This window comes from Spongiactinospora sp. TRM90649 (assembly GCF_029382225.1).
GTDB lineage: Bacteria > Actinomycetota > Actinomycetes > Streptosporangiales > Streptosporangiaceae > Spongiactinospora.
In genome coordinates, this window is record NZ_JARLTC010000031.1 from 1 (window position 1) to 22,358 (window position 22,358).

The window sequence follows — 22,358 nt, forward strand, 5'->3', positions numbered from 1 at the left end:
GCGCGCGCCCGGCCGCCCGGCCGCGCTGGCGGGCGCGGCGGCGGTCGGCGCGCTCGCGGTGGCGTCGTTGTTCCTGTCGGGCGACGCGTGGCCGTGGCCGTGGCCCGGCGACGAGACCTGGACTGCGGTCCACCGGGGCTGGCTGGTCGCGCTGGCCGTGCCGGTGCCGCTGCTGTTGGCGGCCCATCGCGATCTGCGCGGTGGACGGCGCGTCCTGGCGAGCCGTCCCGGACCATTGGCGCGGGCGCGGTGAGGCCCGGCCTCAGGCCGAGCCGAGGGCGCGCAGCACGAAGCCGCTGATCGTCTCCTCGGCCTGCTCGACGGTGACCTCGCCGCTCAGCAACGGCACCCGCTCGGCCCCGATCACCGCGAGGATCATGCGGGCGGTGTCGCCCGCCGGCCCCGCGCGGAAGTCACCGGAGGCGGTGCCGCCCTCGATGATGCCGACCAGGATGTCCTGCATCGGCGCGACGTGGTCGGCCAGCCGCTGGTAGGCGTCGGGGCCGAGGGCAGCCGACAGGTCGGCTGGCCCGGGATGCGGATGGGCGACCAGCCCGGCGAGCTGCAGGCGCACGAACGCCCGCAGCTTCTCCGCCGGGCTCGCCTCCGGCGGCAGCTCCCGCTCGTAACTCTCGATGAAGTAGCCGGTGACGCGCTCGGTGAAGGCGAGCAGCAGCGCGGCCTTGTCGGGGAAGTAGTTGTAGAGCGCGGTGCGGGTGATGCCGGCCTCGCCCGCCACCTCGGTCATGGACATCTCGTCGATGCCTTGCGCCCTGCTTAGCCTTGAGACCGCCTCAAGGATGCGGTCACGGGTCTGCGCGCGGTGCTCACCGATCGTCGCGGCCGATATCCGGGGCATGCCTCCATGGTCCCACAACCGGCCGCGCGGGTCCGGTGCAACGGCCGTTCAGGCGGCGGGCACGAGGTGGTCCAGGCCGTTCAGCACGTCGGTGTTGAGCCGGTAGGCGAGCCGGGTCTCGCGGATGATCCGCTTGCGCTCGGCCTCGTCAAGGGACAGCGCGTCCAGGCGGCGGCGGTATTCGGCCTTGAACCTGGGCAGGCTCGGGACCGCCTCGAAGCGGTAGAAGTCGACGCCGCCGTCGGGGCCGAAGCCGTAGACCTTGCGCAGCTCGGCCCCGATGAACTGGCCGCCCGACATGTCGCCGAGGTAGCGGGTGTAGTGGTGGGCGATGTAACCGCCCGGCCAGCCGGCGGTGTCCTCGATCCTGGCGACCAGCTCGCGGGTGGCCGGGGTCGGCTCGATCCGCCGCGCCCAGTCCGCGCCGAAGACCACGGTCAGGTCGCGGGCCAGGGCCTCCTGCCGGTACAGCTCGGGGAAGACGAAGCCGCCGGCGACCGGGTCGTCCGCGAGCGCCCTGGCGACGTCGTCGAGCGCCCGGTAGGCGAAGTGGTGCTGGGCGACCATCTGGCCGTAGGCCTCGCGGGGGAGGCGGCCCGCCATCAGGGCCGCCAGGTAGCGGCCGCCCGCCGCCTCCTCGTGGTCGCCCCAGGTGGCTTCGCGCAGGTCAGTGGAGAACGGCATCGCGGGAGGTTCCTTTTGCACGCGGAAAGTATCTGACAGAGTGTCACAAAGATACCGACGCGACGTCAATACCGTTACGACACTATGTCATAAAAAGTCGCCGCAATCTGGGCAGCATGAACGCGGCCAGCACCACCGCGAGCAGCGGCAGCCACGCCGCCGTGCTTACATGCTTACGATAGCTGTGAGCGAACAGGCTCAAGCTCGGGAACAATAGCGGGCTCTCAATACTTGAGTCGGTATAACTCAACTTTTGGAGATCGCATGAGTGAGAGCTTGATCCTCCCGGTCCTCCCACTGGACGACGCGGTCGTGCTGCCCGGCATGGTCGTGCCCCTCGACCTGTCGGACACCGAGGTGAGGGCCGCGATCGACGCGGCGCGGGCAGCCTCCTCCAACAAGCCTCAGGTGCTGCTGGTCCCCCGGGTCGACGGCAAGTACGGCCCCGTGGGCGTGGTCGCGCTCATCGAGCAGGTGGGCCGGTTGCCCGGCGGTGAGCCCGCCGCGGTCGTCCGCGGGCTCGACAGGGTCCGGGTCGGCACCGGCACCACGGGCCCCGGCGCGGCCCTGTGGGTGCAGGCCGCGACGATGGACGCCGTTCCCGCGGGGGAGCGCGCGCACGAGCTGGCCGCCGAGTACAAGGCGCTGGCCACCACGATCATGCAGAAGCGCGGCGGCTGGCAGGTCGTCGACGCCATCAACCAGATAGACGACCCGGCGGTGCTCGCCGACAGCTCTGGCTACGCGCCCTGGCTGAGCACGCAGCAGAAGGTCGAGCTGCTCGGCCAGGCCGACCCGGCCGAGCGCCTGGCGCGCCTGGTGGAGCTGGCCCGTGAGCACCTGGCCGAGCTCGACGTCGCGGAGACCATCCGCAAGGACGTCCAGGAGGGCATGGACAAGCAGCAGCGGGAGTTCCTGCTGCGCCAGCAGCTCGCCGCCGTCCGCAAGGAACTGGCCGAGCTGAACGGCGACCCCGCCGACGAGGAGGACGACTACCGGGCCAAGATCGAGGCCGCCGACCTCCCGGAGAAGGTGCGCGAGGCCGCCCTGAAGGAGGTCGACAAGCTGGAGCGGACCTCCGACCAGTCGCCCGAGACCGGCTGGATCCGCACCTGGCTCGACACCGTCCTGGACATCCCGTGGAACGTCCGCACCGAGGACTCCTACGACATCGGCGCGGCCCGCGAGGTGCTCGACGCCGACCACACCGGGCTGTCCGACGTCAAGGACCGCATCATCGAGTACCTGGCGGTGCGCAAGCGGCGCCACGACCAGGGGCTCGGCGTGATCGGCGGACGCCGCAGCGGCGCCGTCCTGGCGCTGGCCGGTCCGCCCGGGGTCGGCAAGACCTCGCTGGGCGAGTCCGTCGCCCGCGCGATGGGCAGGAAGTTCGTCCGCGTAGCCCTCGGCGGCGTCCGCGACGAGGCCGAGATCCGCGGTCACCGGCGCACCTACGTCGGCGCGCTGCCGGGCCGCGTGGTCCGCGCGATCCGCGAAGCGGGCAGCATGAACCCGGTCGTCCTGCTCGACGAGGTCGACAAGCTGGGCGCCGACTACCGGGGCGACCCGACGGCGGCGCTGCTGGAGGTGCTCGACCCGGCGCAGAACCACACGTTCCGCGACCACTACCTGGAGGTCGAGCTCGACCTGTCCGACGTGCTGTTCCTGGCCACGGCCAACGTCCTGGAGGCGATCCCCGGCCCGCTGCTGGACCGCATGGAGATCGTCACGCTGGACGGCTACACCGAGGACGAGAAGGTCGCCATCGCCCGCGACCACCTGCTGCCGCGCCAGTTGGAGAAGGCCGGTCTGGCGGCCGGCGAGGTGACCCTGGACGAGGCGGCGCTGCGCAGGCTGGCCGCCGAGTACACCAGGGAGGCGGGCGTGCGCTCGCTGGAGCGCTCGATCGCCCGCGTCCTGCGGAAGGTCACCGCGTCGCTGGCGCTCGGCGAGGCCGGGCTGCCGGTGCACGTGGGGTCCGACGGCCTGGTCGACTACCTGGGCAGGCCCCGGCACGTGCCGGAGTCCTCGCTGCCCGAGGCGCGCCAGCGCACCTCGGTCCCCGGCGTGGCCACCGGCCTGGCGGTCACCGGGGCGGGCGGCGACGTGCTCTACGTGGAGGCGTCGCTGGCCGATCCGGAGACCGGTTCGACCGGCGTCACGCTCACCGGGCAGCTCGGCGACGTGATGAAGGAGTCCGCGCAGATCGCGCTGTCCTACCTGCGGTCGCGCGGGGCCGAGCTGGAACTCCCGGTCGGGTCCCTGAAGGACCGGTCGGTTCACGTCCACGTGCCGGCGGGGGCCATCCCCAAGGACGGCCCGTCGGCGGGGGTCACCATGACCACCGCGCTGGCCTCCCTGCTGTCCGGGCGGCCGGTGCGCGGCGACGTGGCGATGACCGGCGAGGTCTCCCTCACCGGCCGGGTGCTGCCGATCGGCGGGGTCAAGCAGAAGCTGCTCGCCGCCCACCGGGCCGGCATCTCGACGGTGCTGATCCCGGCGCGCAACGAGCCCGACCTCGACGACGTGCCCGAGGAGGTGCGCGCCGAGCTGACCGTGCACGCGGTGAGCGACGTGCGCGAGGTGCTCGACATCGCGCTGAGCCCGGCCCACGTGGCCGAGGCCGCCGCCGCCTGACGGCGGTCACGGGCCGCGACGGCTCCCGCCCCTCTCGACCGGGGCGGGAGCCGTCCGCGTCTCAGGCCGTCGTGTTCCCCTGCGCGGCCGGGGCGGGGGCGGGCGTCTCCCGCCGGGCGAGGACGAAGGCCACCGTCGCGCTCACCGCGGTGAGCACGCTGATCAGCACGAGCCCCCAGGACGGTGAGCCGGTCGCGTCGGTCAGCCACCCGATCGCGTACGGCCCGGCGAACCCGGCCAGGTTGCCCACCGAGTTGATGAACGCCAGCCCCGTGGCGATCGCCACCCCCGTCAGGAACGTCGAGGGCGTGGACCAGAACAGCGGCGTGGCCGCGTACATCGCCGAGATGCCGACGCACAGCGCGGCCATCGCCACCCACGGCGTACCGGCCCCGAGGACGGCGACCAGCAACGCCCCCGAGCCGATCAGCAGCGTGACGCCGATCTGGCGCGTCATGTCGCCGCGCCTGCGCGCCCGCCGTTCCCACGGGAGCATGACGCACACCGCGACCAGGTTGGGCAGCGCCACCAGCCAGCCGGTGACGGCAGGGGAGTAGTCGCCAAGGTCCTGCACGATCGTCGGCAGCCACAGGCCCAGGCCGTAGGTGGCGAATACGATCCCGAAGAACACGGCGATCAGCGCCCACAGGCGGGGGTGGCGCAGGGTGTCGCTGAAGCGCAGCCGCCCGTGCCGCCGCTCGGTGGCGGCGGCCTCCGCGGCGAGGGTCGTGTCCAGCCAGTCGCGCTCCTCGGCGTTCAGCCAGCGGGCGTCGGCGGGCTTGTCCGGCAGCCAGTAGAAGACCACGAAGGCCAGCAGCACGGCCGGGATCGCCTCGACCACGAACACGAGCTGCCAGCCGGCCAGGCCGAGGAACTCCTCGATACCGACCAGCCAGCCGGACACCGGCGCGCTGATCGCGTTGGCCAGCGGGTTCGACAGCGCGAACACCGCGATCACGGTGCTGCGGTAGTGCTGGGGGAACCAGAAGGTCAGGTAGAGCAGCACCCCGGGGAAGAACCCGGCCTCGGCCGCGCCGAGCAGGAAGCGGGCGATGCTGAAGGACACCGGCCCCTGCACGAACGCGGTGGCGGCCGTCACCAGGCCCCAGGTGATCATGATCCGCGCGATCCACTTGCGCGCGCCGACCTTGGCCAGGACCAGGTTGCTCGGCACCTCGAACAGGAAGTAGCCGATGAAGAACACGCCCGCGGCGAAACCGAACACGGACGCGCTCAGGCCCAGGGCGTCGGACATGCCGAGCTTGGCGAAGCCGACGTTGTTGCGGTCGATGTAGGCGATCAGGTAGAGCAGGCCGAGGAACGGCGCGAGCTTCCGGATGTTCTTGCGGCACACCCGTGCCGCTATGTCGGGGGATGTCATGCGGATGTCCTCAAAAGAGCGGTCCGACCCGGGGGTCAGAGGCCGAGCAGCGCGAGCGAGTCGCGGTGGATCAGCCGTTGGATCTCGTCGGGGTTCAGTCCGGGCAGGCCGGACGGCGGGGCGACCGAGGCGAGCGCGGTCAGCCCGGCCACGGAGTCGGCCACCGTGGTGAAGGGGTAGTCACTGCCGAAGAGCAGCTTGTGCCAGACGCCGTAGCCCTGGGCCAGCATCAGCGCGTGCCAGAGCTGGTAGGGCCGGTAGTGCAGGGCGCTGACGTCGGCGTAGACGTTCGGGTGCTTGCGGATGACGGCCAGGCATTCGCCCTCGTAGGGGTGGCCGAGGTGGGCGAGGATCATCCGCAGTTCGGGGAAGCGGCGGGCGACGGCGTCGGCCAGGCCGGGCCGCGCGTACTCCAGCGGGGCCTGGGAGACGAACGTCGTGCCGGTGTGCAGGAGCACGGGCAGGCCGTGCTCGGAGGCGTAGCGCCACAGGGGGTCGAAGGCGGGGTCGCCGGGGTCGAAGCCCGCGTACATCGGCATCAGCTTGACGCCGCGCAGGCCGAGTTCGCGGTGGCCGTACCGCAGTTCGTCCTGCCAGCCGGGCTGGGTGGGGTCGAGGGACAGGAAGCCGATGACCCGGCCGGCGTGGCCGGCGGCGTAGCGGGCCACGTCGGCGTCGTCCACCCACAGTCCGGACAGCCGGGCCTTGCCGCCGAAGACGATCGTGCGGGTGTCCTCCGGCGCGGTCGCGGCGTACTCCTCCCACCGGACGGTCAGATCGACCTCGCCCTCGTGGGCGCGGCCCGCCTGGGCGGAGAAGTCCGGCGTGAAGTGGTCCGGGCAGCCGAACAGGTGGGAGTGGACGTCGACGATCACGAACGGTCCCGCTTTTCCCAGCCCGCCTCGAAGAGGTTCCAGAACCCGTAGGTGGGCGGGTGCTCCTCGAACACCTCGTCCACCAGGTCCACGCCGATGCCGGGCCGCTCGGGCAGCGGCAGGTGGCCGTCGCGGATCGGCAGGCAGCCGTCGAGGGCCTGGAAGACGTACGGCGGCAGCAGCGCGTCGAACGTCTCCAGGATCTTGAAGTTGGTGGTCGCGGCGGCCAGGTGGGCGGTCGCGGTGGTGCAGAACGGGGAGTTGGAGTTGTGCGGGGCCAGCACCATCGATCGGGTGTCGGCCTGGGCGGCGATCTTGCGCAGCTCGGTGTACCCGCCCGCCATGCACAGGTCGGGCTGGACGATGTCCACCGCGCCGGTGTCGAAGAGCGGCTTGTACTCCATGCGGTTGTGGAAGTGCTCGCCGCCCGCGATCGGCACGGACGTCAGGCCGCGCAGCCGGTGGTAGTCCTCGATGTCGGTCCACGGCAGGGGCTCTTCGAACCAGCCGACGTCGAAGGGTTCGAGCAGGCGCACGATCCGCCCGGCCTCGTGCGGCGCGAACCGGGCATGGCCCTCGACGAACAGGTCGATGTCCGGCCCCACCGCCTCGCGGACGGCGGCCACCAGGTCGATCGCCAACCGGCGTTCGGAACGTTCCAGTTCGCGGAATCCCGGGCCGAACGGGTCGAACTTCAGCGCGGTGAAGCCCACGCCGACGGCCTTCACCGCCTTGGCGGCGAAGGTCTCGATGTCGCGCGGGCCGTCGTACCAGCCGTTGGCGTAGACCCTGACCCGGTCGCGGCAGGCCCCGCCGATCAGCCGGTAGACCGGCACGCCGAGGAATCTGCCCTGGATGTCGTGCAGCGCCTGGTCCACGCCGCTGACCACGATGCCGCCGACGTCGCCGCCGCGCATGTAGTCGCCCTGGTACATGCGCAGCCAGATCTCCTCGGTGTCGAAGGGATCGGCGCCGAGCAGGTGGCGCTCGGCCATGTTGCGGGCCAGCAGGCACGTCTCGCGGGGACGGAAGGGGTGGGTGATCTCGCCGACGCCGGTGAGGCCCTCGTCCGTGCTGATGCGCACGAAGCTGAAGTCGCGCCACGGGGTGCCCAGCGTCAGCGTCTCCACCCGGCTGATTCGTCCAGCGCCGGTGGTCGGTCGCGTCGTGTTGACTGCGAACATCGAATGAAAACTCCGTTCGGCCATAACGAACAGCCTTCGGCTGTGCCATATGGTTAGGCCCAGCCTCCCCTCCCGTCAAGGGGGAAGAGGGCTCCGATCAGCCTGGATGGCCCTGCAGGTGCCGCGACAGCCGGTTGGCGTGCGCGTGGACGATCTCCCCGATCCCGTGCAGGTCCTCCTCGCCCATGTCGAGCAGCAGCCCGGTGGCGCTGATCGCGCCGACGCAGGCGCCGGTGTGGTCCCACACCGGGGCTCCCACGCACACGATGCCCTCGGCGTCCTCCTCCCTGTCCAGGGCATACCCGCGCTGGCGGGTCCGCTCCAGCTCGGGCAGCAGTTCCTCGATGTCCACGATGGTCCTGCCGGTACGGCGCGGCATCCCGGAGGCGATCGCCACCTCCCTGGCGCGCGACAGCGGGAGCTGGGCCAGCAGCGCCTTGCCCACCCCCGTGCAGTGCGGCAGCTCCCGGTGCCCCATCCGCAGGTCGAAGCGGAGCAGGCCGGGGGCGTTCACCTGGCCGACGATCACGGCCAGGCCGGCCTCCAGGGAGGCCACCCGCGACGACATCCGGGTGCGCTCGGTCAGCTCGGTGAGCACCGGCATCGCCGCGTCGCGCAGCGACACCTGCGACAGGGCGTGCTGGCCCAGCCTGGCCAGCGCGAACCCGAGCCGGTAGACCCGGCCCGAGCCCTGTCCCTGGGACAGCACGAGCCCGCGCTCGGCGAGGGTGTGCAGGGTGGCGAAGACGGCGCTCTTGGAGGCGCCCACGGCGGCGGCCACCTCGGTGACGGTGAGGCCGCGGTCGGCGGACTCGATGGCTTCGAGGACGTCCACAGCGCGGTCGAGGCTCTGGACACGGTAACGACTCTCGTTCGGAGGCACCGAACGAGAGTGCCAGCGGCCGGGGCCGGGGTCAAGGCGGGCGGCCTTGACAGGTAGATGGGCAGCCGTCAATATTCGGCGAATGCGAACTTGATTCGGCACAGCCGAACAAAGGAGATGAGAGTGGCCCGCAGTTCCCCCAGCGGCGTCCTTCCGGTGCTGGCGACCCCCTTCACCGCCGACGGCGAGGTCGACGGCGCGGCGCTGGCCGCCCTGGTCGACTGGCAGTACCGGCAGGGCGCGGACGGCGTCACGCTGGCCATGGTCTCGGAGATCCTGCGGATGACGCACGACGAGCGGCAGGAGGTCGCCGAGGCCGTGATCGCCGGCAACGCCGGGCGCGGCTGCGTGGTGATCAGCGTGGGCGCGGAGAGTACGGTGCTCGCCGTCCGGCTGGCCCGCCACGCCGAGCGCGCCGGGGCCGACGCGCTGATGGCGATCCCGCCGGTCACCGCCGCCATCGGCGACGAGGAGCAGTTCGGCTACTTCGCCGCCATCGCCGACGTCTGCGGGCTCCCTCTCATCGTCCAGGACGCCAGCGCCTACGTGGGCACGCCGATGAGCATCGCTCTGCAGTCCCGCCTGCTGGACCGCTTCGGCCCGGACAAGGTGCTGTTCAAGCCGGAGGCCGCGCCGCTCGGGCCGAGGCTGACCGAGCTGATGGAGGCTACCGGCGGGCACGCCCGCGCCTTCGAGGGCAGTGGCGGCATCGCGCTGCTCGACACCCACGCCCGCGGCCTGGCGGGCACCATGCCCGGCCCCGACGTGACGTGGGCGATCGTCGCCCTGTGGCAGGCACTGGAGAAGGGCGACCTGGCCCGCGCGGACGAGATCAACGGCGCGCTGACCCCGCTGCTCACCCTCATCCCCGGCCTGGACGGGTACGTCGCCCAGGAGAAGTACCTGCTGACCAGGCAGGGCGTGCTCGGGGCCGCGCACGTGCGCGGGCCCGTCTCATACCGGCTCGACGAGCACACCCGCGTGCTCGTGGACCGCTTGTTCGACCGGCTGGCCGCGATCACGGGAGGCGCGCGATGAGGGTCCTGGTCCTCAAGGAGTTCGGCACGATGGCCGTGGAGGAGCGCCCCGACCCCCGGCCCGGCGAGGGCGAGGCGCTGCTCCGCATCGCCGCGACCGGTATCTGCGGCTCCGACCTGCACGGGTTCACCGGCACGAACGGCCGCCGGGTGCCCGGCCAGGTCATGGGCCACGAGACGGGGGGCCGCGTCGCCGCCCTCGGGCCGGGCGTCACCGGCCTGTCCGAGGGCGACCCGGCCACGGTCAACCCGGTGCTGTCCTGCGGGCGGTGCGCCGCCTGCCGCGCCGGGCGCGAGAACCACTGCCCGGACAAGCGGGTGCTCGGCGTGGACCCGTCCCTGTCCGCCGCCTTCGGCGAGTACGTGATCGTGCCCGCCGGGAACGTCGTCCCGCTGCCCGAGGGCCTGCCCGTGGAACTGGGCGCGCTCGTCGAGCCGCTGGCCGTCGGGTTCCACGCGGCCGGGCGCGGCGGCGTCCGGGAGGGCGACGGGGTGCTGGTGATCGGCGGCGGTCCCATCGGGCAGTCCGCCGTCCTGGCCGCGCGGCGGGCGGGGGCCGCGCGCGTCCTGGTCAGCGAGCCCGACCCGGGCCGCGCGGCGCTGTGCGAACGGCTCGGCGCGACGCCTCTCTCACCGGACGAGCCCCTGGACGCCCAGGTCGCGGGCCACCTCGGCGGACCGGCCGATGTGGCGCTCGACGCCGTCGGCGCGTCCGCCACGATCGCGGGCGCGCTGGCCGCGACCCGGCTCGGCGGCATGGTGGTGCTGGTCGGCATGGCCGCGCCCCGGGTCGAGCTGCCCGCCTACGCGGTGAGCACCGAGGAGCGCTCGCTGGTCGGCTCGTTCTCCTACTCGGCGGCCGAGTTCGCCGACGCCGCCGCGTGGGCGGGCGATTCGCCGTCGCTGCTCGCGGGGCTGGTCGAGCGCAGGGTGAGCCTGGCGGAGGCCCCGGCCGAGTTCACCGCCATGGCCGCCGGGCGCGGCGGGGCGGGCAAGGTTCTCGTGCTGCTGTAAAGCCACTTAGCCGGATGAATCATTAAGTCGCTGTCGTACGGGACGGGGCGCGTGCTGTCATGGCCGCATGCTGTACGGCACGCCCGACCTCGCGCCCGCCGACCTGCGGGTGCTGGCCGGGATCGACGCGATGCGGCGCGACCTGCGTCGCCGTACGGCCGGCCCGCGGCGCTGGGAGCCGCTGTTCGTCCGGCACCTCACCGCCCGGGCCATCGCCGGGTCCGCCGTCCTCGGCGGATACCGGCCCCCGCCCGGCGAGGTCGAGTCGATCGTGGCGGGCGAGCCGCCGCCGGAGGCGTCCGCCCCGGCCGCCCGCGCGATCGCCGGTCACCGGCAGGCGCTGACCTACGTCGGGCTGCTCTGCCGAACCCGCGCGTTCCGCTACGAGGTGGGGCTGCTCGCGGCGCTCAACTTCATGATGACCGGCCACCGGCCCGACCGCGCGCCCGGCACGTTCCGCTCCGGCGGCGCGTCCGTCCGCGACCAGGTCACCGGCGCGGTCGTGTACGAGGCGCCGCGCGCCGACCGGGTGCCTGGCCTCGCCCGTGAGCTGGCCGACTGGCTGAACGACGGCGACCTCGACGCCCCGGCCCACGTCCGCGCGGCCGTCGCCCATCTGAACCTCGCGGCGATCCGGCCCTGGCGCGAGGGCAACGGCCGCATGGCACGGGCGCTGCAGGCCCTGGTGCTCGGCCGCGACGGGCTGGTGCCCCCGGAGTTCGGCCTGATCGACGAATGGGTGGGCGCGGGCCGCGCCGCCTACGACTACCACGACGCCCTGGCGGGGGTGCGGGGCCAGGGCTGGAGCCCGCACGGGGCCACCCTGCCCTGGGTGCGGTTCGTGCTGCGCTGCCAGCACATGCAGGCCCAGCGGCTCGGCCGCCGCCTCGCCGAGGCGGAGCGGGTCTGGACGATGCTTGAGGAGACGGTCCGCGCCGAGGGGCTGCCCGCCCGGTGCGCCGCCGCGCTGTATCAGGTGTTCGCCGCCACGCGGGTGCGGCGCGGCACCTACCAGGCGGACGAGTCGCTGAGCCCCGGGCAGTCGGCCCGCGACCTGCGCGAGCTGACCAGGCGCGGCTGGCTCACCCCGTACGGCGAGACCAAGGCCCGCCACTACGGGCCCGGCCCCCGCATCAACGCGCTGAGAAGCGAATTCGACGACCGCGCGGAACCGATCAAAGATCCTTATCAGAAGTGACGCGTGTTACTCATGTGGCTCGATTGAATTCGCCATTTGGGCCCCTAAGACTTCGAATTCGGAAAGAAGGTCTTCCCGATCAGTGCATTGGCCAGGCGATTTAAGCGGGATGTAAGCGTCTGTCAACGACCCCGGCGTACCTGTAGAGGGCAGTCAGACACACCCTCATATCCCGAGAGGACCCAAGGTGCGATTCGTCACTCGAATCCTCGTGGGCGTCGGCGCCGCGACCGCGTTCGCGGTGGCCGCTCCCGCCGCCGCCGGAGCCGCCGTGGCGCCCGCCTCGGCGCCGGTCTCCGCCAGCGCCACCCCCACCACGACCCAGTGGGGCCCGTACTTCTCCGCAGACCACAAGGCCAAGGCCAAGGGCGAGGTCAGCGTGGAGAAGAAGAGCAGCAAGGTCTATTACAAGAAGAAGCACGTCAAGTGGGTCAAGAAGTGCTGGTGGCAGCACGGCAAGAAGCTGTGCAAGCCCGTGAAGAAGGTCTGGTGGACCAAGCACGTCAAGTGGGTCCACAACTACTACTTCACCGTGGACAGCACGCTCAGCAACCACAAGACCTGGGGACCCTCGCGTTACCGCTGTGGGTGGGAGACCTTCAAGGTCGTCAAGTTCGACGGCTCGTCCTACTTCGAGTCGTTCCGTAACTGCCACAAGTTCCCGAAGGAGTACACCTTCGAGGGCAAGGACGCCAAGCAGATCTTCGTGCAGGTGAGCCGTGGCAACTTCCACTCGCCCAAGGGCAGGTTCGGCGGCTGGAACCAGATCTACAGCGCGGTCTGACGGACACAGGGGCCATCTGAGTCCGCCGACCGGCGTCGCTAACGAGGCCGCCGATCCCCGATCCGGGGGTCGGCGGCTTCGGCGTCGTCGCCTCCGGCGACGAGCGGCCCGCCGTTGAACCGGGCGAAGATCCCGGCCAGTTCGGCGGCGCTGTTCACACCGAGCTTCTGATAGGCCTGGTTGCGATGGTTCTGCGCGGTGCGCAGGGAGATGTGCAGGCTCTCGGCCACCTCTCGGTGGCTGCGTCCCGCCGCGCCGAGCTGGGCCACCTCCAGCTCCCGGTCGGTCAGGTCGGGGGCGGCCAGGAAGCGCAGTGCCGGAGTGCCGGCCCGGGGGCACGCGGCGGCCAGCGACCACGCCTCGGCGGCGGCCCGGCGCGCGCCGCGCTCGTCGCCCGCCCTGCGCAGCGTGCCGGTCGCCTGGGCCGCCGCCTCGGCCGCGTGCAGCATCAGGCCCAGGCGCTCGAAGCCGTTCGCCGCCGCCATCAGCCCGGCGCCGTCGCCGTCCGACAGCGCGGCTGCGTGCCGCGCGGCCAGCCGTACCCGCTCGCCGTCGTGGACGCGCGCCAGCTCGGCCAGCCGCGCCACGACGGGCGCGGCGGCGCGGCCGAGACGGACCGCGTCGTGCAGCGCCACGAACTCGAAGCCGGGCAGCCCGGCGGCGCGGCACTCGGCGGCGGCCCGCAGCGCGAGGTCGGCGGCCCCGGTGGTCTCGCCCAGCGCGGCGGCGATCCACACCCTGGTCAGGGTCACCCACCGGCCGAAGCCGGTCCACGAGGCCCGGTTGCGGGCCAGCGCGGCGTCCAGGGTCTCCTGCGCCGCCCTGCCCTCCCCGCACAGGGCCTGGGCCAGGGCGTAGGCGCCCATGCAGCCGCCGACCGTGACGGCGGTCTCGTGGTGCGCGGGGGCGTGCAGCACGGCGAGTGCCGTGTCGAGGTCGCCGCGCAGGATCGCGGCGTGCCCCCTGGCCAGCGCCAGGCTGCCCTCCCCGCGCGACCAGCCGCGCTGCCCGGACACCGCGCCCGCCATGGACGCGGTCGCCTCGCCCATCGCCGTCAGGTCCCCGCTGAACAGGCCGCACAGCGACCACGTGGAGTGCAGCGGCGAGACCAGCGCCGGAATCGTGTCGCGCCAGGCCGACGCGTCGGCCAGCGCCTCGGCGACGCGCTCGCGGGCCTCGGCCGTGCGCCCGGCGTAGCAAAGGGCCAGCGCGTGCGCGTTCAGTGCCTGCGCCCGCAGCGGCCCGCGCGGCAGCGCCCCGGCGTCTTCGTCCGTCGCGTCTACGAGGAGCGGAGCGCTCCAATCGAGTGCCGTGCGCGGGTCGGCGGCCGAGGCCGCCAGGGTGATGCGGCGCACCGCCAGCTCGCCCCGCCACGACCGGTCGCGGACGGTGCCCTCGGTGCGTTCCAGCAGGGCCATCGCCTCGGGCAGCCGGTCCATGCCCCAGGCCAGGTTGCTGGCCCGCGCCAGGGCGAGCTGCGCCCTGGTGGTCTCGTCGGCGGGCTCGGGGGTGGCGTCGAGGACGGCACGCGCCCGGTCCGGCAACTGGGCGTAGTCCAGCAGGTTGGCCAGCAGGATCGCCGCGTCGATGCCCCCGCCCGCCGCGAGCGCAGCCTCCGCGAGCCGTACGGCCAGCGGATAGTCGTGCACCCCCCAGGCCAGCCGGCAGGCCGCGATCAGCGGCTCGGGGTCCGCGCCCAGCCCGCTCTCCAGCCGCCAGACGGTGCTGCGCAAAAGGTCTTCCCTGCGGCGTAACCCGGCGGCCTCGACGACCCGCACCAGATCGGCGTGCCGCCGGCGGCGGCGCAGCCCCGGGCAGCGCTCGCGGGCCACCTCGCCGTAAAGCGGGTGCCCCAGCCGGGCGACCTCCCTGCTGCCCTCGACCACCACGCGGATCAGCCCGCGCTCCTCCGCCAGCAGCACCGCCTGCTCCGAGACCAGGGTGCTGAGCGTGCGGGCGCCGATCGGCTCGGCGAACGCGGTGAACTCCAGTACGGCGGCCAGCGGGGCCGACAGCGTGCCGATCCGCTCGCGGATCAGCTCCACCAGCCGGGGCGCCAGCGGCGCGTGACGCGCCGCCCCGGCCGCGAGGTCGCCGTCCGCCGCGTCACGGGTGAGCTGCCACATGCCGCGGACGAGCTGGAGCGTTCCCGAGGCGAGGGCGGAGTCCACGATCTCGTGCAGGAACAGCGCGTTCCCCTCGGTCACCCGGCACAGGCGCAGCACGGTCGCCTCGTCGGGGCGGCCCGCCAGGGCGGCGGTCAGCAGCAGCCGGATGTCGTCGTCGCCGAGCGGGCCGATGTCGGCGCGCCGGGCCAGGTGGTCGCGCCACAGCGCGGTCACGCCGTCCGGGGCGGGCTCGCCGCTGCGCAGGGTGGCGACCACCCTGGCGCGCCCGGTGGCGACCAGCGAGCGGATCACCCCGGCCGAGTGGCCGTCGAGCAGGTGCGCGTCGTCCACGCCCAGTACCAGCCGCCGCCCTCCGGCGTGGGCGACGATCTCCTCGGCCGCCCAGCGCAGCGTGTTGCCCTCCGGGGCCTGCCTGGGCAGCAGGTCGGCCAGCGCCCCGTTGGGGATGCCGCTGGTCGCCTTGGTCGCGCGGACGCGCAGGACGGTGAAGCGGTCATCGGCGAATCGTCTCAGCACCTCGGCGGCCAGCCGGGACTTGCCCACCCCTGCCGCTCCCACGATCACCACGCCGCCGGCCGCGCGGTCGCGCGCGAAACCGATCAGCGTTTCCAGTTCTTGTCGACGCCCCGCGAACGGCCAGGTCTTCATGTGCCCCTCCCACCAAGCTTGGATATTACGCTCTTGTGGGCAATTTGGTGATCCCTTATTGTCCCTTTGTGAGGCGCTGGGCGGCGAAATTCATCATCGATTGCCCTGGCTGCGCGAATCGCTCTCTCGCGCGTGAGCCCGATGGGCCGCACCGCGCATTCCTGCCGCCGGAGCTGGAGCCGTTCGCCACGGCCGTGTGCCAGATGTGCGGGCAGGTGTTGTTCCTGGCGATCGGTGACGCGACGGGTGACGCGGGCGCGGATCCGGACGGCGATCCGGACGCTCTGCCGCCGCGCGAGGCGCGGGTGCTGTGGCCGCCGGGGGAGCGCCCGCGCGGCCCGGCCGTACCGGCTGTACCGCCCGCGCTGGCCAGGGAGCTGGCCGAGGCCGAGGCGTGCGTTCGGGTGGGCGCGTACGCGATGGCGCTGGTCAACGTGCGCAGGCTGCTGGAGGGCGTGTGCGCCGACCACGGGATCGGCGAGCGTCCGCTGTACCGGGCCCTGCGGGTGCTGCGCGGGCGCGGGCTGGTGGAGGGACGGCTCGCCGCGTGGGCCGAGGAGCTGCGGGAGGTCGGCAACGAGGCCGCCCACATCAGCGGCAGGCCGGTCGAGCGGGAGGACGCCGAGGACGCGATCGTGCTGGCGGAGGCGTTACTCGATCACCTTTATCTGGTTAATCGCAGATATGCCGCATTTCGGGCACGGCGCGGGCCGCTCGCGGTCCGGGGCGCACCCATTCGTGAGACGCCCGCCATGAAGTTGCTCCGCAAATGCCGGGTGCCATTTACGGCCCATCAACATAAGCATGATCCGGGCAGGGCGAAATCCCGCAGGCGGTTGGCGGCGGAGCTGGGCGTGCCGGTGCCCCGCGTGCTGAAGGCGGTGATCGCGAACGTGGACGGCAGGCCCGTGGCGGCCGTGGCGCCCGCCGTCCTGGACATCGACCTCCCGGCGCTCGCGCGGGCGGCGGGCGGCCGGGCGATCCGGCTGGCCGCGCCCGCCGAGGTGAGCAGGCTGGGCTGGGCCACGGCGAGCGAGGTGGTGAGCCCGCTGGCGCTGCCGTACCTGCCGTCCGTGGTGGACGAGGCGGTCGGCGGCCTCCCCTCGGTGTACGTCTCCAGCGGGCGGCACGGCCTGGAACTGGAGCTGGACCCGGCCGACCTGATCCGGGTGACCGGCGCCACGACCGGGCCCATAACGGTGCGGTGACTTCCCTGTCAGCGACGGGCCGCGTAGCGTTCGACCATGCACCCCGGAGCCGTCGCGGCACGCACTCCGGACGAACCCGCGGTGATCATGGCCGGGTCCGGGCGGATCGTCACCTACCGCGAGCTGGACGAGCAGTCCAACCGCCTGGCCCACCTGCTGCGGGCCCACGGCCTGCGGCCCGGCGACCACATCGCGCTGATGCTGGAGAACCACCCGCTGTTCCTGGCGGTCGCCTGGGCCGCGCACCGCTCGGGCCTCTACTACACCCCGATCAGCACGCACCTGCACGCCGGTGAGCTGGCCTACGTCGTGGGCAACTGCGGGGCCCGGGCGTTCATCTCATCGGCCGCGCTCGCCGGCCCCGCCACGGCCGTCGCCGGGGCCGCCACCGGGGTCCGGCTCCGGCTCATGCTGGACGGCACCGCCCCCGGCTTCCTGGCCTACGAGGACGCCGTCGCCGCCCAGCCCGCCACCCCCGTGCCCGGCGAGACCCAGGGCGCCGACATGCTCTACTCCTCCGGCACCACGGGACGCCCCAAGGGGGTGAAACCGCCGCTGCGCGGGGCCCCGCTCGACGAACCGGGCGCGCTGACCGAGCTGATCCGCCACCTGTTCGACGCCTCCGCCGACTCGATCTACCTGTCGCCCGCGCCCCTCTACCACGCGGCCCCGCTGCGCTACTGCATGAACTTCCTGCGGCTCGGCGCGACCATCGTGGTGATGGAGCGGTTCGACGCCGAGCGCGCGCTGGCCCTGATCGAGGCCCACGGGGTGACGCACTCCCAGTGGGTGCCCGCGATGTTCGCCCGGATGCTCAAGCTGCCGCCCGAGGTCCGGGAGCGGTACTCGCCGGCCTCGCTGCGCTGCGCCGTACACGCCGCCGCCCCGTGCCCGGTGCCGGTCAAGGAGCGGATGATGGAATGGTGGGGGCCGATCCTGCACGAGTACTACGCGGGCACCGAGGGCAACTGCTTCGTCTACGCGAGCCCCGCCGACTGGTCGGCCCACCCGGGAACGGTCGGCAGGTCCCTGCTCGGGCGGATCCACGTGTGCGACGACGACGGAGCGGAGCTGCCCGCGGGGGAGCGGGGCGTCGTCTACTTCTCCGGGTCGGCGGCCTTCGAGTACCACGACGACCCGGAGGGCACCGCGGCCACGCGCGACCCGCTCGGCCGCGGCTGGACCACCCTGGGCGACATCGGCCACCTAGACGCCGACGGTTTCCTCTACCTGACCGACCGCCGCGCCCACACGATCATCTCCGGCGGGGTGAACATCTATCCGCAGGAGGCCGAGAACGTCCTGCTTCCGCATCCGGCCGTGGCCGACGTGGCGGTGCTCGGCGTGCCGGACGACGAGATGGGCGAGCAGGTCAAGGCCGTCGTCGTGCCCACCAGGCCGGAGGACGCCGGCCCGGCCCTGGCCGCCGAACTGATCGAGTACTGCCGCGCGCGCCTGGCCCACTACAAGTGCCCGCGCTCCGTGGACTTCCGCGACAGCCTGCCGCGCCACCCCACGGGAAAACTGCACAAGCGAATTCTGCGCGACGAGTACCACCCGTGAGCACGCCGGATAAGGCGGCTGTCAGCACCGGTGGATCTTGTCTTTCCCCTGCTTAGGACGGTTTTACATGGAGTTTGTCACTGTTGATGGGTAACGGTCGACCCCAGAGGGCGGTCGCCATGACAGTGGGGGAAGCCTGATGAGCACGAACGAACCCAGCGAGCAGGGACAGGAGCGTCCGGGCGGGTGGAGCCAGTTCGGGCCGGTTCCCCCGAAGGCGGGGGAATTCCCCGGCAAGCCCGTGGCAAAGGATCCCGCCCAGGGGCAGGCACAGGCCGAGGCTCGTGAGCCCGGGCAGGAGGGGGCGCGGGAGACGCAAGGCCAGGACGCCACGCGGACCGCGGCCTTCGCCTCGCCCGCCTTCCTCGGCGGCGGCCCGCCCCCGCCCGCCAAGACCAGGACCGGGTTCACCGGAAGACAGAAGGCCCTCGCCGGGCTCGCGCTGGCCGCGGTCGCCATCGGCGGCGGGATCACCGGCGCGCTGGCGGCCACCGCCGTCGGCGGGGAGCGCCAGGTCGTCGCCACCAGCCCCGTGCTGGACGCCGCGGCCGACACCGGCGCGAACACCATCGCGGGCGTGGCGGCGGCCGTCCAGCCCTCGGTGGTCTCGGTCGAGGCCGGGCAGGGCGGCGGCTCCGGCGTGATCCTCAGCGCCGACGGCCTGATCCTCACCAACGACCACGTGGCCGAGCTGGCCTCCTCGGGCGACCTGCGGGTCAAGTTCAACGACGGCAAGAGCGCGAAGGCCACGGTGAAGGGCACCGACCTCACCACCGACCTCGCGGTGCTCCAGGCCGAGGGCGTGTCCGGGCTGACCGCGGCCTCGCTGGGCAACAGCGACGCCCTCAAGGTCGGCGACTCGGTGCTGGCCATCGGCAGCCCGCTCGGGCTGGCCGGATCGGTCACGGCGGGCATCGTCAGCGCGCTGAACCGCACGGTCACCGTGAACGGCGAGCAGCAGTCGCCGCAGGAGTTCCCGCCCGGCTGGGGCCGGGAGCGGCAGCAGCAGCGGTCGCCGAGCGCGCCCACGAGCATCGGCGGCGCGATCCAGACCGACGCCGCGATCAACCACGGCAACTCGGGCGGCGCCCTGGTCAACGCCAGGGGCCAGGTCGTCGGGATCAACACCGCGATCCTGACGGCGGGCGGCGACGGCAACATCGGGGTCGGCTTCGCCATCCCGATCAACACCGCCAAGAAGGTCGCCGACGAGCTGATCGCGGGCCGTGCCGTCAAGCACGCCCAGCTCGGCGTGAGCGTCCAGGACGCCACCTCCGGTGCGGCGGGCGCGCTGGTCGGCTCGGTCGCCGAGGGGTCCCCGGCCGCCAAGGCGGGCCTGCGGCAGGGCGACGTGATCACCAAGATCGACGACAGGGCCATCGAGGGCTCGGACGCGCTGGTCGGCGCGATCCGGGGGTTCAGCCCGAACCAGACCGTCACCATCACCTACCAGCGTGACGGCCAGACACAGACCGCGCGAGTCACGCTCGCCGAGAAGACCGAGTAGCCGGGGAGGCCACCAGGGCGAGCGCGCCGCCGGGAGACCGGCGGCGCGCTCGTATGTCCGGCGTTGGTACGACGGCGTCAGGAGAAGCGCGCGCCCTCGTCGCGGCGGTAGGCCCAGACGGCGCCGATCGCCGCCACGGCGGTCCACACCACCAGCATCACGATCGCGGTGGTCGTCGCGGGCGGGCCGCCCGCCGCCGCCCACACCAGCTCGACGGCGCCCCGGCTCGGCAGGTACGGCGCGACCGTCTCGATGAACTCGGGCCCGCCCCTGGGCGGCCCGAACAGCCCGCCCCCGACCGCCATCGGGAAGAACACCACCTGCGTCAGCGCGACCGCGCCCTTCGGCGGCAGGGTGTAGCCGATGAGCATCCCGATCAGCGTGAACGGGATGGAGCCCAGCGCGAGCGCGCCCAGGGCGAGCAGCAGCCTGCCCGGCGTGATGGTCGCGTCGGTGAGGAAGGCCGCGATCAGCAGCACCGGCACGACGGACAGGCCGATCATCGCGAGCCCGGCCAGCACGCGCCCCCCCAGCCGGGGAAAGGCCCCGGCGGGCAGCGTGCGCAGGTAGGGGTCCCACGGCTGGGCCCGGTCGTCGGCGACGCCGGTGCCGTAGGTGAACAGCGACGTGGACATGACCGCGAACGTCATCATCGACGCCGTGGCCAGGGTGGCCATCATCGGGTCCTCGCCGGTGAAGGGAACGACGAAGAAGAGCATCGCCGCGGCGGGGAAGAACGTGCTCCCGATGATCGCGATCGGGACGCGGACGGTCTCCAGCAACTGGTAGCGGGCGTGCGTCAGCGTGAGCGCCATGAGGTCTCCAGGGTGGTGATGGGGTCCGCGCTCACACGCGGGCGGAGGGGCGGGAGGTGAGGGCCAGGAACGCCTCCTCCAGGGAGGTCTGGCGCACCTCGATCCCGGAGAAGGGGATCTCCGCGCGGATCAGCGCGCGCAGCAGCTCGTCGGCGTCGGTGGTGACCAGGTGGGTGCGCTCGCCCTCACGCTCGACGGCGAGGACCCCCGGCAGCGCGGAAAGGCCGTCCTGGCCGGTGGCGTTCAGGCTGACCCGCATTGCTCCCACCATCGCGCGGACCGCCGTGAGGCTGTCGTCGGCGAGCACCCGCCCCTGGCCGATGACCACGACCCGCTGGGCCAGCGCCTCGATCTCCTCCAGGTAGTGGCTGGTCACGAGGACCGTGCCGCCCTCGCCGTGGAAGCGGCGGATGCCGTCCCACAGCGCCCTCCTGGCCTCGACGTCGAGCCCGGTGGTCGGTTCGTCCAGGAAGACCAGCCGGGGGTCGCCGGCGAAGGCCAGCGCGACGGCCAGGCGGCGCTTCTGCCCGCCGGAGAGGCCGCCGATCTGCCGGCGTTCGAGGCCGGCCAGGCCGAACCGGTCGAGCAGCTCGCCGCGCGGCACCGCCGAGGGGTAGTGCTTGCTCACGAAGTCGACGCACTCGCCCACCCGCAGGGTCTGCGGCAGCCCGCTCTCCTGCGGTGTGACGCCGACCGACCTGCGCCGCACCGGGTCGCGGGGCGTGCCCCCGAACAGCTCCATCCGCCCCGAGCCGGGCGCGCGCAGGCCGACGAACAGGTTGATCAGCGTGGACTTGCCCGCCCCGTTCGGGCCGAGAAGTCCCACCAGCTCGCCGGCGTGGATGTCCAGTGAGACCCCGTCGAGCGCGGTCACCTCGCCGAAGCGGCGGGTGACCTCGACGGCGCGGGCGAGAGGTCCCCGGCCGCCGGTCGGGTTATCGTGTGTCATGGTCTTTCGTTCCCCGTTTCCGCCGCCTCCAGCAGTCTGCGGATGGCGGCCGTGTAATCCTCGAAGGCCGAGCGGCCCCGGTGGGTCAGCGCGGCGTAGGTGACCGGCGTACGGCCCTTGTGCGTCTTGACGATCGCCACGTAGCCGGCCTCTTCGAGCTTGCTGAGATGCACCGACAGGTTGCCCGCCGTCATTCCGAGCAGGTCGCGCAGCCCGGGAAAGGCGATCCGGTCCCCGTCGGGGAGGGTGTTGAGGGTGGCCACCACGCGCAGGCGCGCCTGGGCGTGGATGACGGGGTCGAGCTCGAACGGCCCGCCGCTCACCGGGCGCCCTTGCCCGCGAGGGCGCCGGCCAGCAGGAACCCACCGCCGCACAGCACCGCGACCAGCAGCGCGTGCCAGCCGGGGCCCGCCTGCATGCCGAGCACGTTGACCACGCCGACGCCGAGGCCGAGCGCGAACATGCTCCACTGCCGCCATACCGCCGCGCCCGCCACGTAGAGCACGGAGACCATCGCGAGCGAGAGGGTCGCCCACAACAGCCCGCGCTGCTCGCCCGGCAGGTACGACTGGAAGTGGACCGAGATCGCCGTGCTGCCCGCCTGGCCGACCAGCCAGGCGAAGCCGTACATCATCCCTCGGTCGGCGCTGCCGCCCTGGACCTCGACCCGGTTGCGGATCTCCAGGCCGACGCTGATCACTCCGGCCGCGATCAGCGCGGTGAAGAGCACGCCCAGCGCCAGCCACGGCGGCATGTGCAGGATCGGCCGCCCCGGGGACGGCCCGTAGTAGAGGAACATCGTGGTGAACCCCACCATGAGGCTCACCCCCCACGGCAGGTAGTAGTGGCGCGGGTTCGAATCGATCCTGGCCTGGGCCGCCGCCTGCTGCGTCTCGATGAGCCGCAGGCTCTCGCCGGGCGTCAGTTCCTGCTCGTGATCCATGTAGTCTCCCCATCAAACAGGTTTGCATCATAAACCTGATGGCGCCGCGAACTCAAAGCG

The 22,358-nt window shown here is 72.8% G+C and carries 20 protein-coding genes; 9 read left to right on the top strand and 11 right to left on the bottom strand.

What is annotated here, in order from left to right; translation table 11 throughout:
- The coding region (locus tag P3X83_RS30895) for a hypothetical protein (RefSeq protein ID WP_277308816.1) at nucleotides 1-253 on the top strand (253 nt) is incomplete at its 5' end.
- Nucleotides 254-262: 9 nt separating this feature from the next.
- Here the strand turns inward: P3X83_RS30895 and P3X83_RS30900 are convergent.
- On the bottom strand, nucleotides 263-859 hold the full coding sequence (locus tag P3X83_RS30900; RefSeq protein WP_277308817.1) for a TetR/AcrR family transcriptional regulator: 597 nt from the start codon (nucleotides 857-859) through the stop codon (nucleotides 263-265).
- Nucleotides 860-907: 48 nt separating this feature from the next.
- Nucleotides 908-1,543: a biliverdin-producing heme oxygenase gene (locus P3X83_RS30905; RefSeq protein WP_277308818.1), complete on the bottom strand. Its 636-nt coding sequence runs from the start codon at nucleotides 1,541-1,543 to the stop codon at nucleotides 908-910.
- A gap of 264 nt (nucleotides 1,544-1,807) precedes the next feature.
- Here P3X83_RS30905 and lon point away from each other — a divergent pair, with 264 nt between their 5' ends.
- A complete protein-coding gene (lon, locus tag P3X83_RS30910; protein ID WP_277308819.1) occupies nucleotides 1,808-4,180 on the top strand; it encodes an endopeptidase La in 2,373 nt (790 codons plus the stop codon).
- A gap of 61 nt (nucleotides 4,181-4,241) precedes the next feature.
- Here lon and P3X83_RS30915 read toward each other — a convergent pair whose 3' ends face one another.
- From P3X83_RS30915 to P3X83_RS30930, 4 genes are all read right to left on the bottom strand, one after another.
- On the bottom strand, nucleotides 4,242-5,561 hold the full coding sequence (locus P3X83_RS30915; RefSeq protein ID WP_277308820.1) for an MFS transporter: 1,320 nt from the start codon (nucleotides 5,559-5,561) through the stop codon (nucleotides 4,242-4,244).
- A 35-nt stretch (nucleotides 5,562-5,596) separates the two neighbouring features.
- A complete protein-coding gene (locus P3X83_RS30920; RefSeq protein ID WP_277308821.1) occupies nucleotides 5,597-6,436 on the bottom strand; it encodes an amidohydrolase family protein in 840 nt (279 codons plus the stop codon).
- On the bottom strand, nucleotides 6,433-7,620 hold the full coding sequence (locus P3X83_RS30925; protein WP_277308822.1) for a mandelate racemase/muconate lactonizing enzyme family protein: 1,188 nt from the start codon (nucleotides 7,618-7,620) through the stop codon (nucleotides 6,433-6,435). The genes P3X83_RS30920 and P3X83_RS30925 overlap by 4 nt, the downstream gene beginning before the upstream one ends.
- A gap of 97 nt (nucleotides 7,621-7,717) precedes the next feature.
- A complete protein-coding gene (locus tag P3X83_RS30930; protein WP_277308823.1) occupies nucleotides 7,718-8,503 on the bottom strand; it encodes an IclR family transcriptional regulator in 786 nt (261 codons plus the stop codon).
- Nucleotides 8,504-8,626: 123 nt separating this feature from the next.
- Between P3X83_RS30930 and P3X83_RS30935 the strand changes: the two genes are divergently transcribed.
- From P3X83_RS30935 to P3X83_RS30950, 4 genes are all read left to right on the top strand, one after another.
- Nucleotides 8,627-9,541, top strand: coding sequence for a dihydrodipicolinate synthase family protein (locus tag P3X83_RS30935; RefSeq protein ID WP_277308824.1), 915 nt, complete (start codon nucleotides 8,627-8,629; stop codon nucleotides 9,539-9,541).
- Nucleotides 9,538-10,554 carry an alcohol dehydrogenase catalytic domain-containing protein gene (locus P3X83_RS30940; protein WP_277308825.1) on the top strand — a complete coding sequence of 339 codons (1,017 nt, stop codon included), beginning with the start codon at nucleotides 9,538-9,540 and terminating at the stop codon, nucleotides 10,552-10,554. The genes P3X83_RS30935 and P3X83_RS30940 overlap by 4 nt, the downstream gene beginning before the upstream one ends.
- Before the next feature lie 67 nt (nucleotides 10,555-10,621).
- Nucleotides 10,622-11,752, top strand: coding sequence for a Fic family protein (locus P3X83_RS30945; protein WP_277308826.1), 1,131 nt, complete (start codon nucleotides 10,622-10,624; stop codon nucleotides 11,750-11,752).
- Nucleotides 11,753-11,939: 187 nt separating this feature from the next.
- Nucleotides 11,940-12,536, top strand: coding sequence for a hypothetical protein (locus P3X83_RS30950; protein WP_277308827.1), 597 nt, complete (start codon nucleotides 11,940-11,942; stop codon nucleotides 12,534-12,536).
- 38 nt (nucleotides 12,537-12,574) lie between these two features.
- On the opposite strand, the gene P3X83_RS30955 is transcribed toward P3X83_RS30950, so the two are convergent.
- Nucleotides 12,575-15,313: a LuxR family transcriptional regulator gene (locus P3X83_RS30955; RefSeq protein ID WP_277308828.1), complete on the bottom strand. Its 2,739-nt coding sequence runs from the start codon at nucleotides 15,311-15,313 to the stop codon at nucleotides 12,575-12,577.
- A gap of 215 nt (nucleotides 15,314-15,528) precedes the next feature.
- Here P3X83_RS30955 and P3X83_RS30960 point away from each other — a divergent pair, with 215 nt between their 5' ends.
- The 3 genes from P3X83_RS30960 (at nucleotide 15,529) to P3X83_RS30970 (ending at nucleotide 19,591) form a co-directional block, all read left to right on the top strand.
- Nucleotides 15,529-16,521 carry a YbaK/EbsC family protein gene (locus tag P3X83_RS30960; RefSeq protein WP_277308829.1) on the top strand — a complete coding sequence of 331 codons (993 nt, stop codon included), beginning with the start codon at nucleotides 15,529-15,531 and terminating at the stop codon, nucleotides 16,519-16,521.
- A gap of 36 nt (nucleotides 16,522-16,557) precedes the next feature.
- Nucleotides 16,558-18,084 (top strand): AMP-binding protein, encoded by a 1,527-nt coding sequence (locus tag P3X83_RS30965; protein ID WP_277308830.1) that lies wholly within the window; start codon nucleotides 16,558-16,560, stop codon nucleotides 18,082-18,084.
- A gap of 139 nt (nucleotides 18,085-18,223) precedes the next feature.
- The gene (locus P3X83_RS30970) at nucleotides 18,224-19,591 is read left to right on the top strand and encodes a trypsin-like peptidase domain-containing protein (RefSeq protein WP_277308831.1); all 1,368 of its coding nucleotides are present in this window, start codon (nucleotides 18,224-18,226) and stop codon (nucleotides 19,589-19,591) included.
- A 77-nt stretch (nucleotides 19,592-19,668) separates the two neighbouring features.
- Here P3X83_RS30970 and P3X83_RS30975 read toward each other — a convergent pair whose 3' ends face one another.
- Genes P3X83_RS30975 through P3X83_RS30990 form a run of 4 tightly spaced genes read right to left on the bottom strand, consistent with a single transcriptional unit; the run spans nucleotide 19,669 to nucleotide 22,298 of the window.
- Nucleotides 19,669-20,406: an ABC transporter permease gene (locus tag P3X83_RS30975; RefSeq protein ID WP_277308832.1), complete on the bottom strand. Its 738-nt coding sequence runs from the start codon at nucleotides 20,404-20,406 to the stop codon at nucleotides 19,669-19,671.
- A gap of 31 nt (nucleotides 20,407-20,437) precedes the next feature.
- Nucleotides 20,438-21,355, bottom strand: a complete 918-nt coding sequence (locus tag P3X83_RS30980; RefSeq protein WP_277308833.1) for an ABC transporter ATP-binding protein — start codon at nucleotides 21,353-21,355, stop codon at nucleotides 20,438-20,440.
- Complete coding sequence (locus P3X83_RS30985; RefSeq protein WP_277308834.1) at nucleotides 21,352-21,678, bottom strand: transcriptional regulator; 327 nt, start codon at nucleotides 21,676-21,678, stop codon at nucleotides 21,352-21,354. Before P3X83_RS30985 ends, P3X83_RS30980 begins: the two co-directional genes overlap by 4 nt.
- Entirely contained in the window at nucleotides 21,675-22,298 is a 624-nt protein-coding gene (locus tag P3X83_RS30990) for a hypothetical protein (protein WP_277308835.1), read from the bottom strand. The genes P3X83_RS30985 and P3X83_RS30990 overlap by 4 nt, the downstream gene beginning before the upstream one ends.
- Between the last annotated feature and the right edge of the window lie 60 nt (nucleotides 22,299-22,358).

Bases quoted from the DNA above. Each gene is read 5' to 3' on its own strand.
- P3X83_RS30970 (WP_277308831.1), top strand. From the start codon at position 18,224: ATGAGCACGAACGAACCCAGCGAGCAGGGACAGGAGCGTCCGGGCGGG.
- P3X83_RS30980 (WP_277308833.1), bottom strand. From the start codon at position 21,355: ATGACACACGATAACCCGACCGGCGGCCGGGGACCTCTCGCCCGCGCC.
- P3X83_RS30990 (WP_277308835.1), bottom strand. From the start codon at position 22,298: ATGGATCACGAGCAGGAACTGACGCCCGGCGAGAGCCTGCGGCTCATC.
- P3X83_RS30940 (WP_277308825.1), top strand. From the start codon at position 9,538: ATGAGGGTCCTGGTCCTCAAGGAGTTCGGCACGATGGCCGTGGAGGAG.
- P3X83_RS30945 (WP_277308826.1), top strand. From the start codon at position 10,622: ATGCTGTACGGCACGCCCGACCTCGCGCCCGCCGACCTGCGGGTGCTG.
- P3X83_RS30975 (WP_277308832.1), bottom strand. From the start codon at position 20,406: ATGGCGCTCACGCTGACGCACGCCCGCTACCAGTTGCTGGAGACCGTC.
- lon (WP_277308819.1), top strand. From the start codon at position 1,808: ATGAGTGAGAGCTTGATCCTCCCGGTCCTCCCACTGGACGACGCGGTC.
- P3X83_RS30900 (WP_277308817.1), bottom strand. From the start codon at position 859: ATGCCCCGGATATCGGCCGCGACGATCGGTGAGCACCGCGCGCAGACC.
- P3X83_RS30925 (WP_277308822.1), bottom strand. From the start codon at position 7,620: ATGTTCGCAGTCAACACGACGCGACCGACCACCGGCGCTGGACGAATC.
- P3X83_RS30955 (WP_277308828.1), bottom strand. From the start codon at position 15,313: ATGAAGACCTGGCCGTTCGCGGGGCGTCGACAAGAACTGGAAACGCTG.
- P3X83_RS30915 (WP_277308820.1), bottom strand. From the start codon at position 5,561: ATGACATCCCCCGACATAGCGGCACGGGTGTGCCGCAAGAACATCCGG.
- P3X83_RS30905 (WP_277308818.1), bottom strand. From the start codon at position 1,543: ATGCCGTTCTCCACTGACCTGCGCGAAGCCACCTGGGGCGACCACGAG.
- P3X83_RS30965 (WP_277308830.1), top strand. From the start codon at position 16,558: ATGCACCCCGGAGCCGTCGCGGCACGCACTCCGGACGAACCCGCGGTG.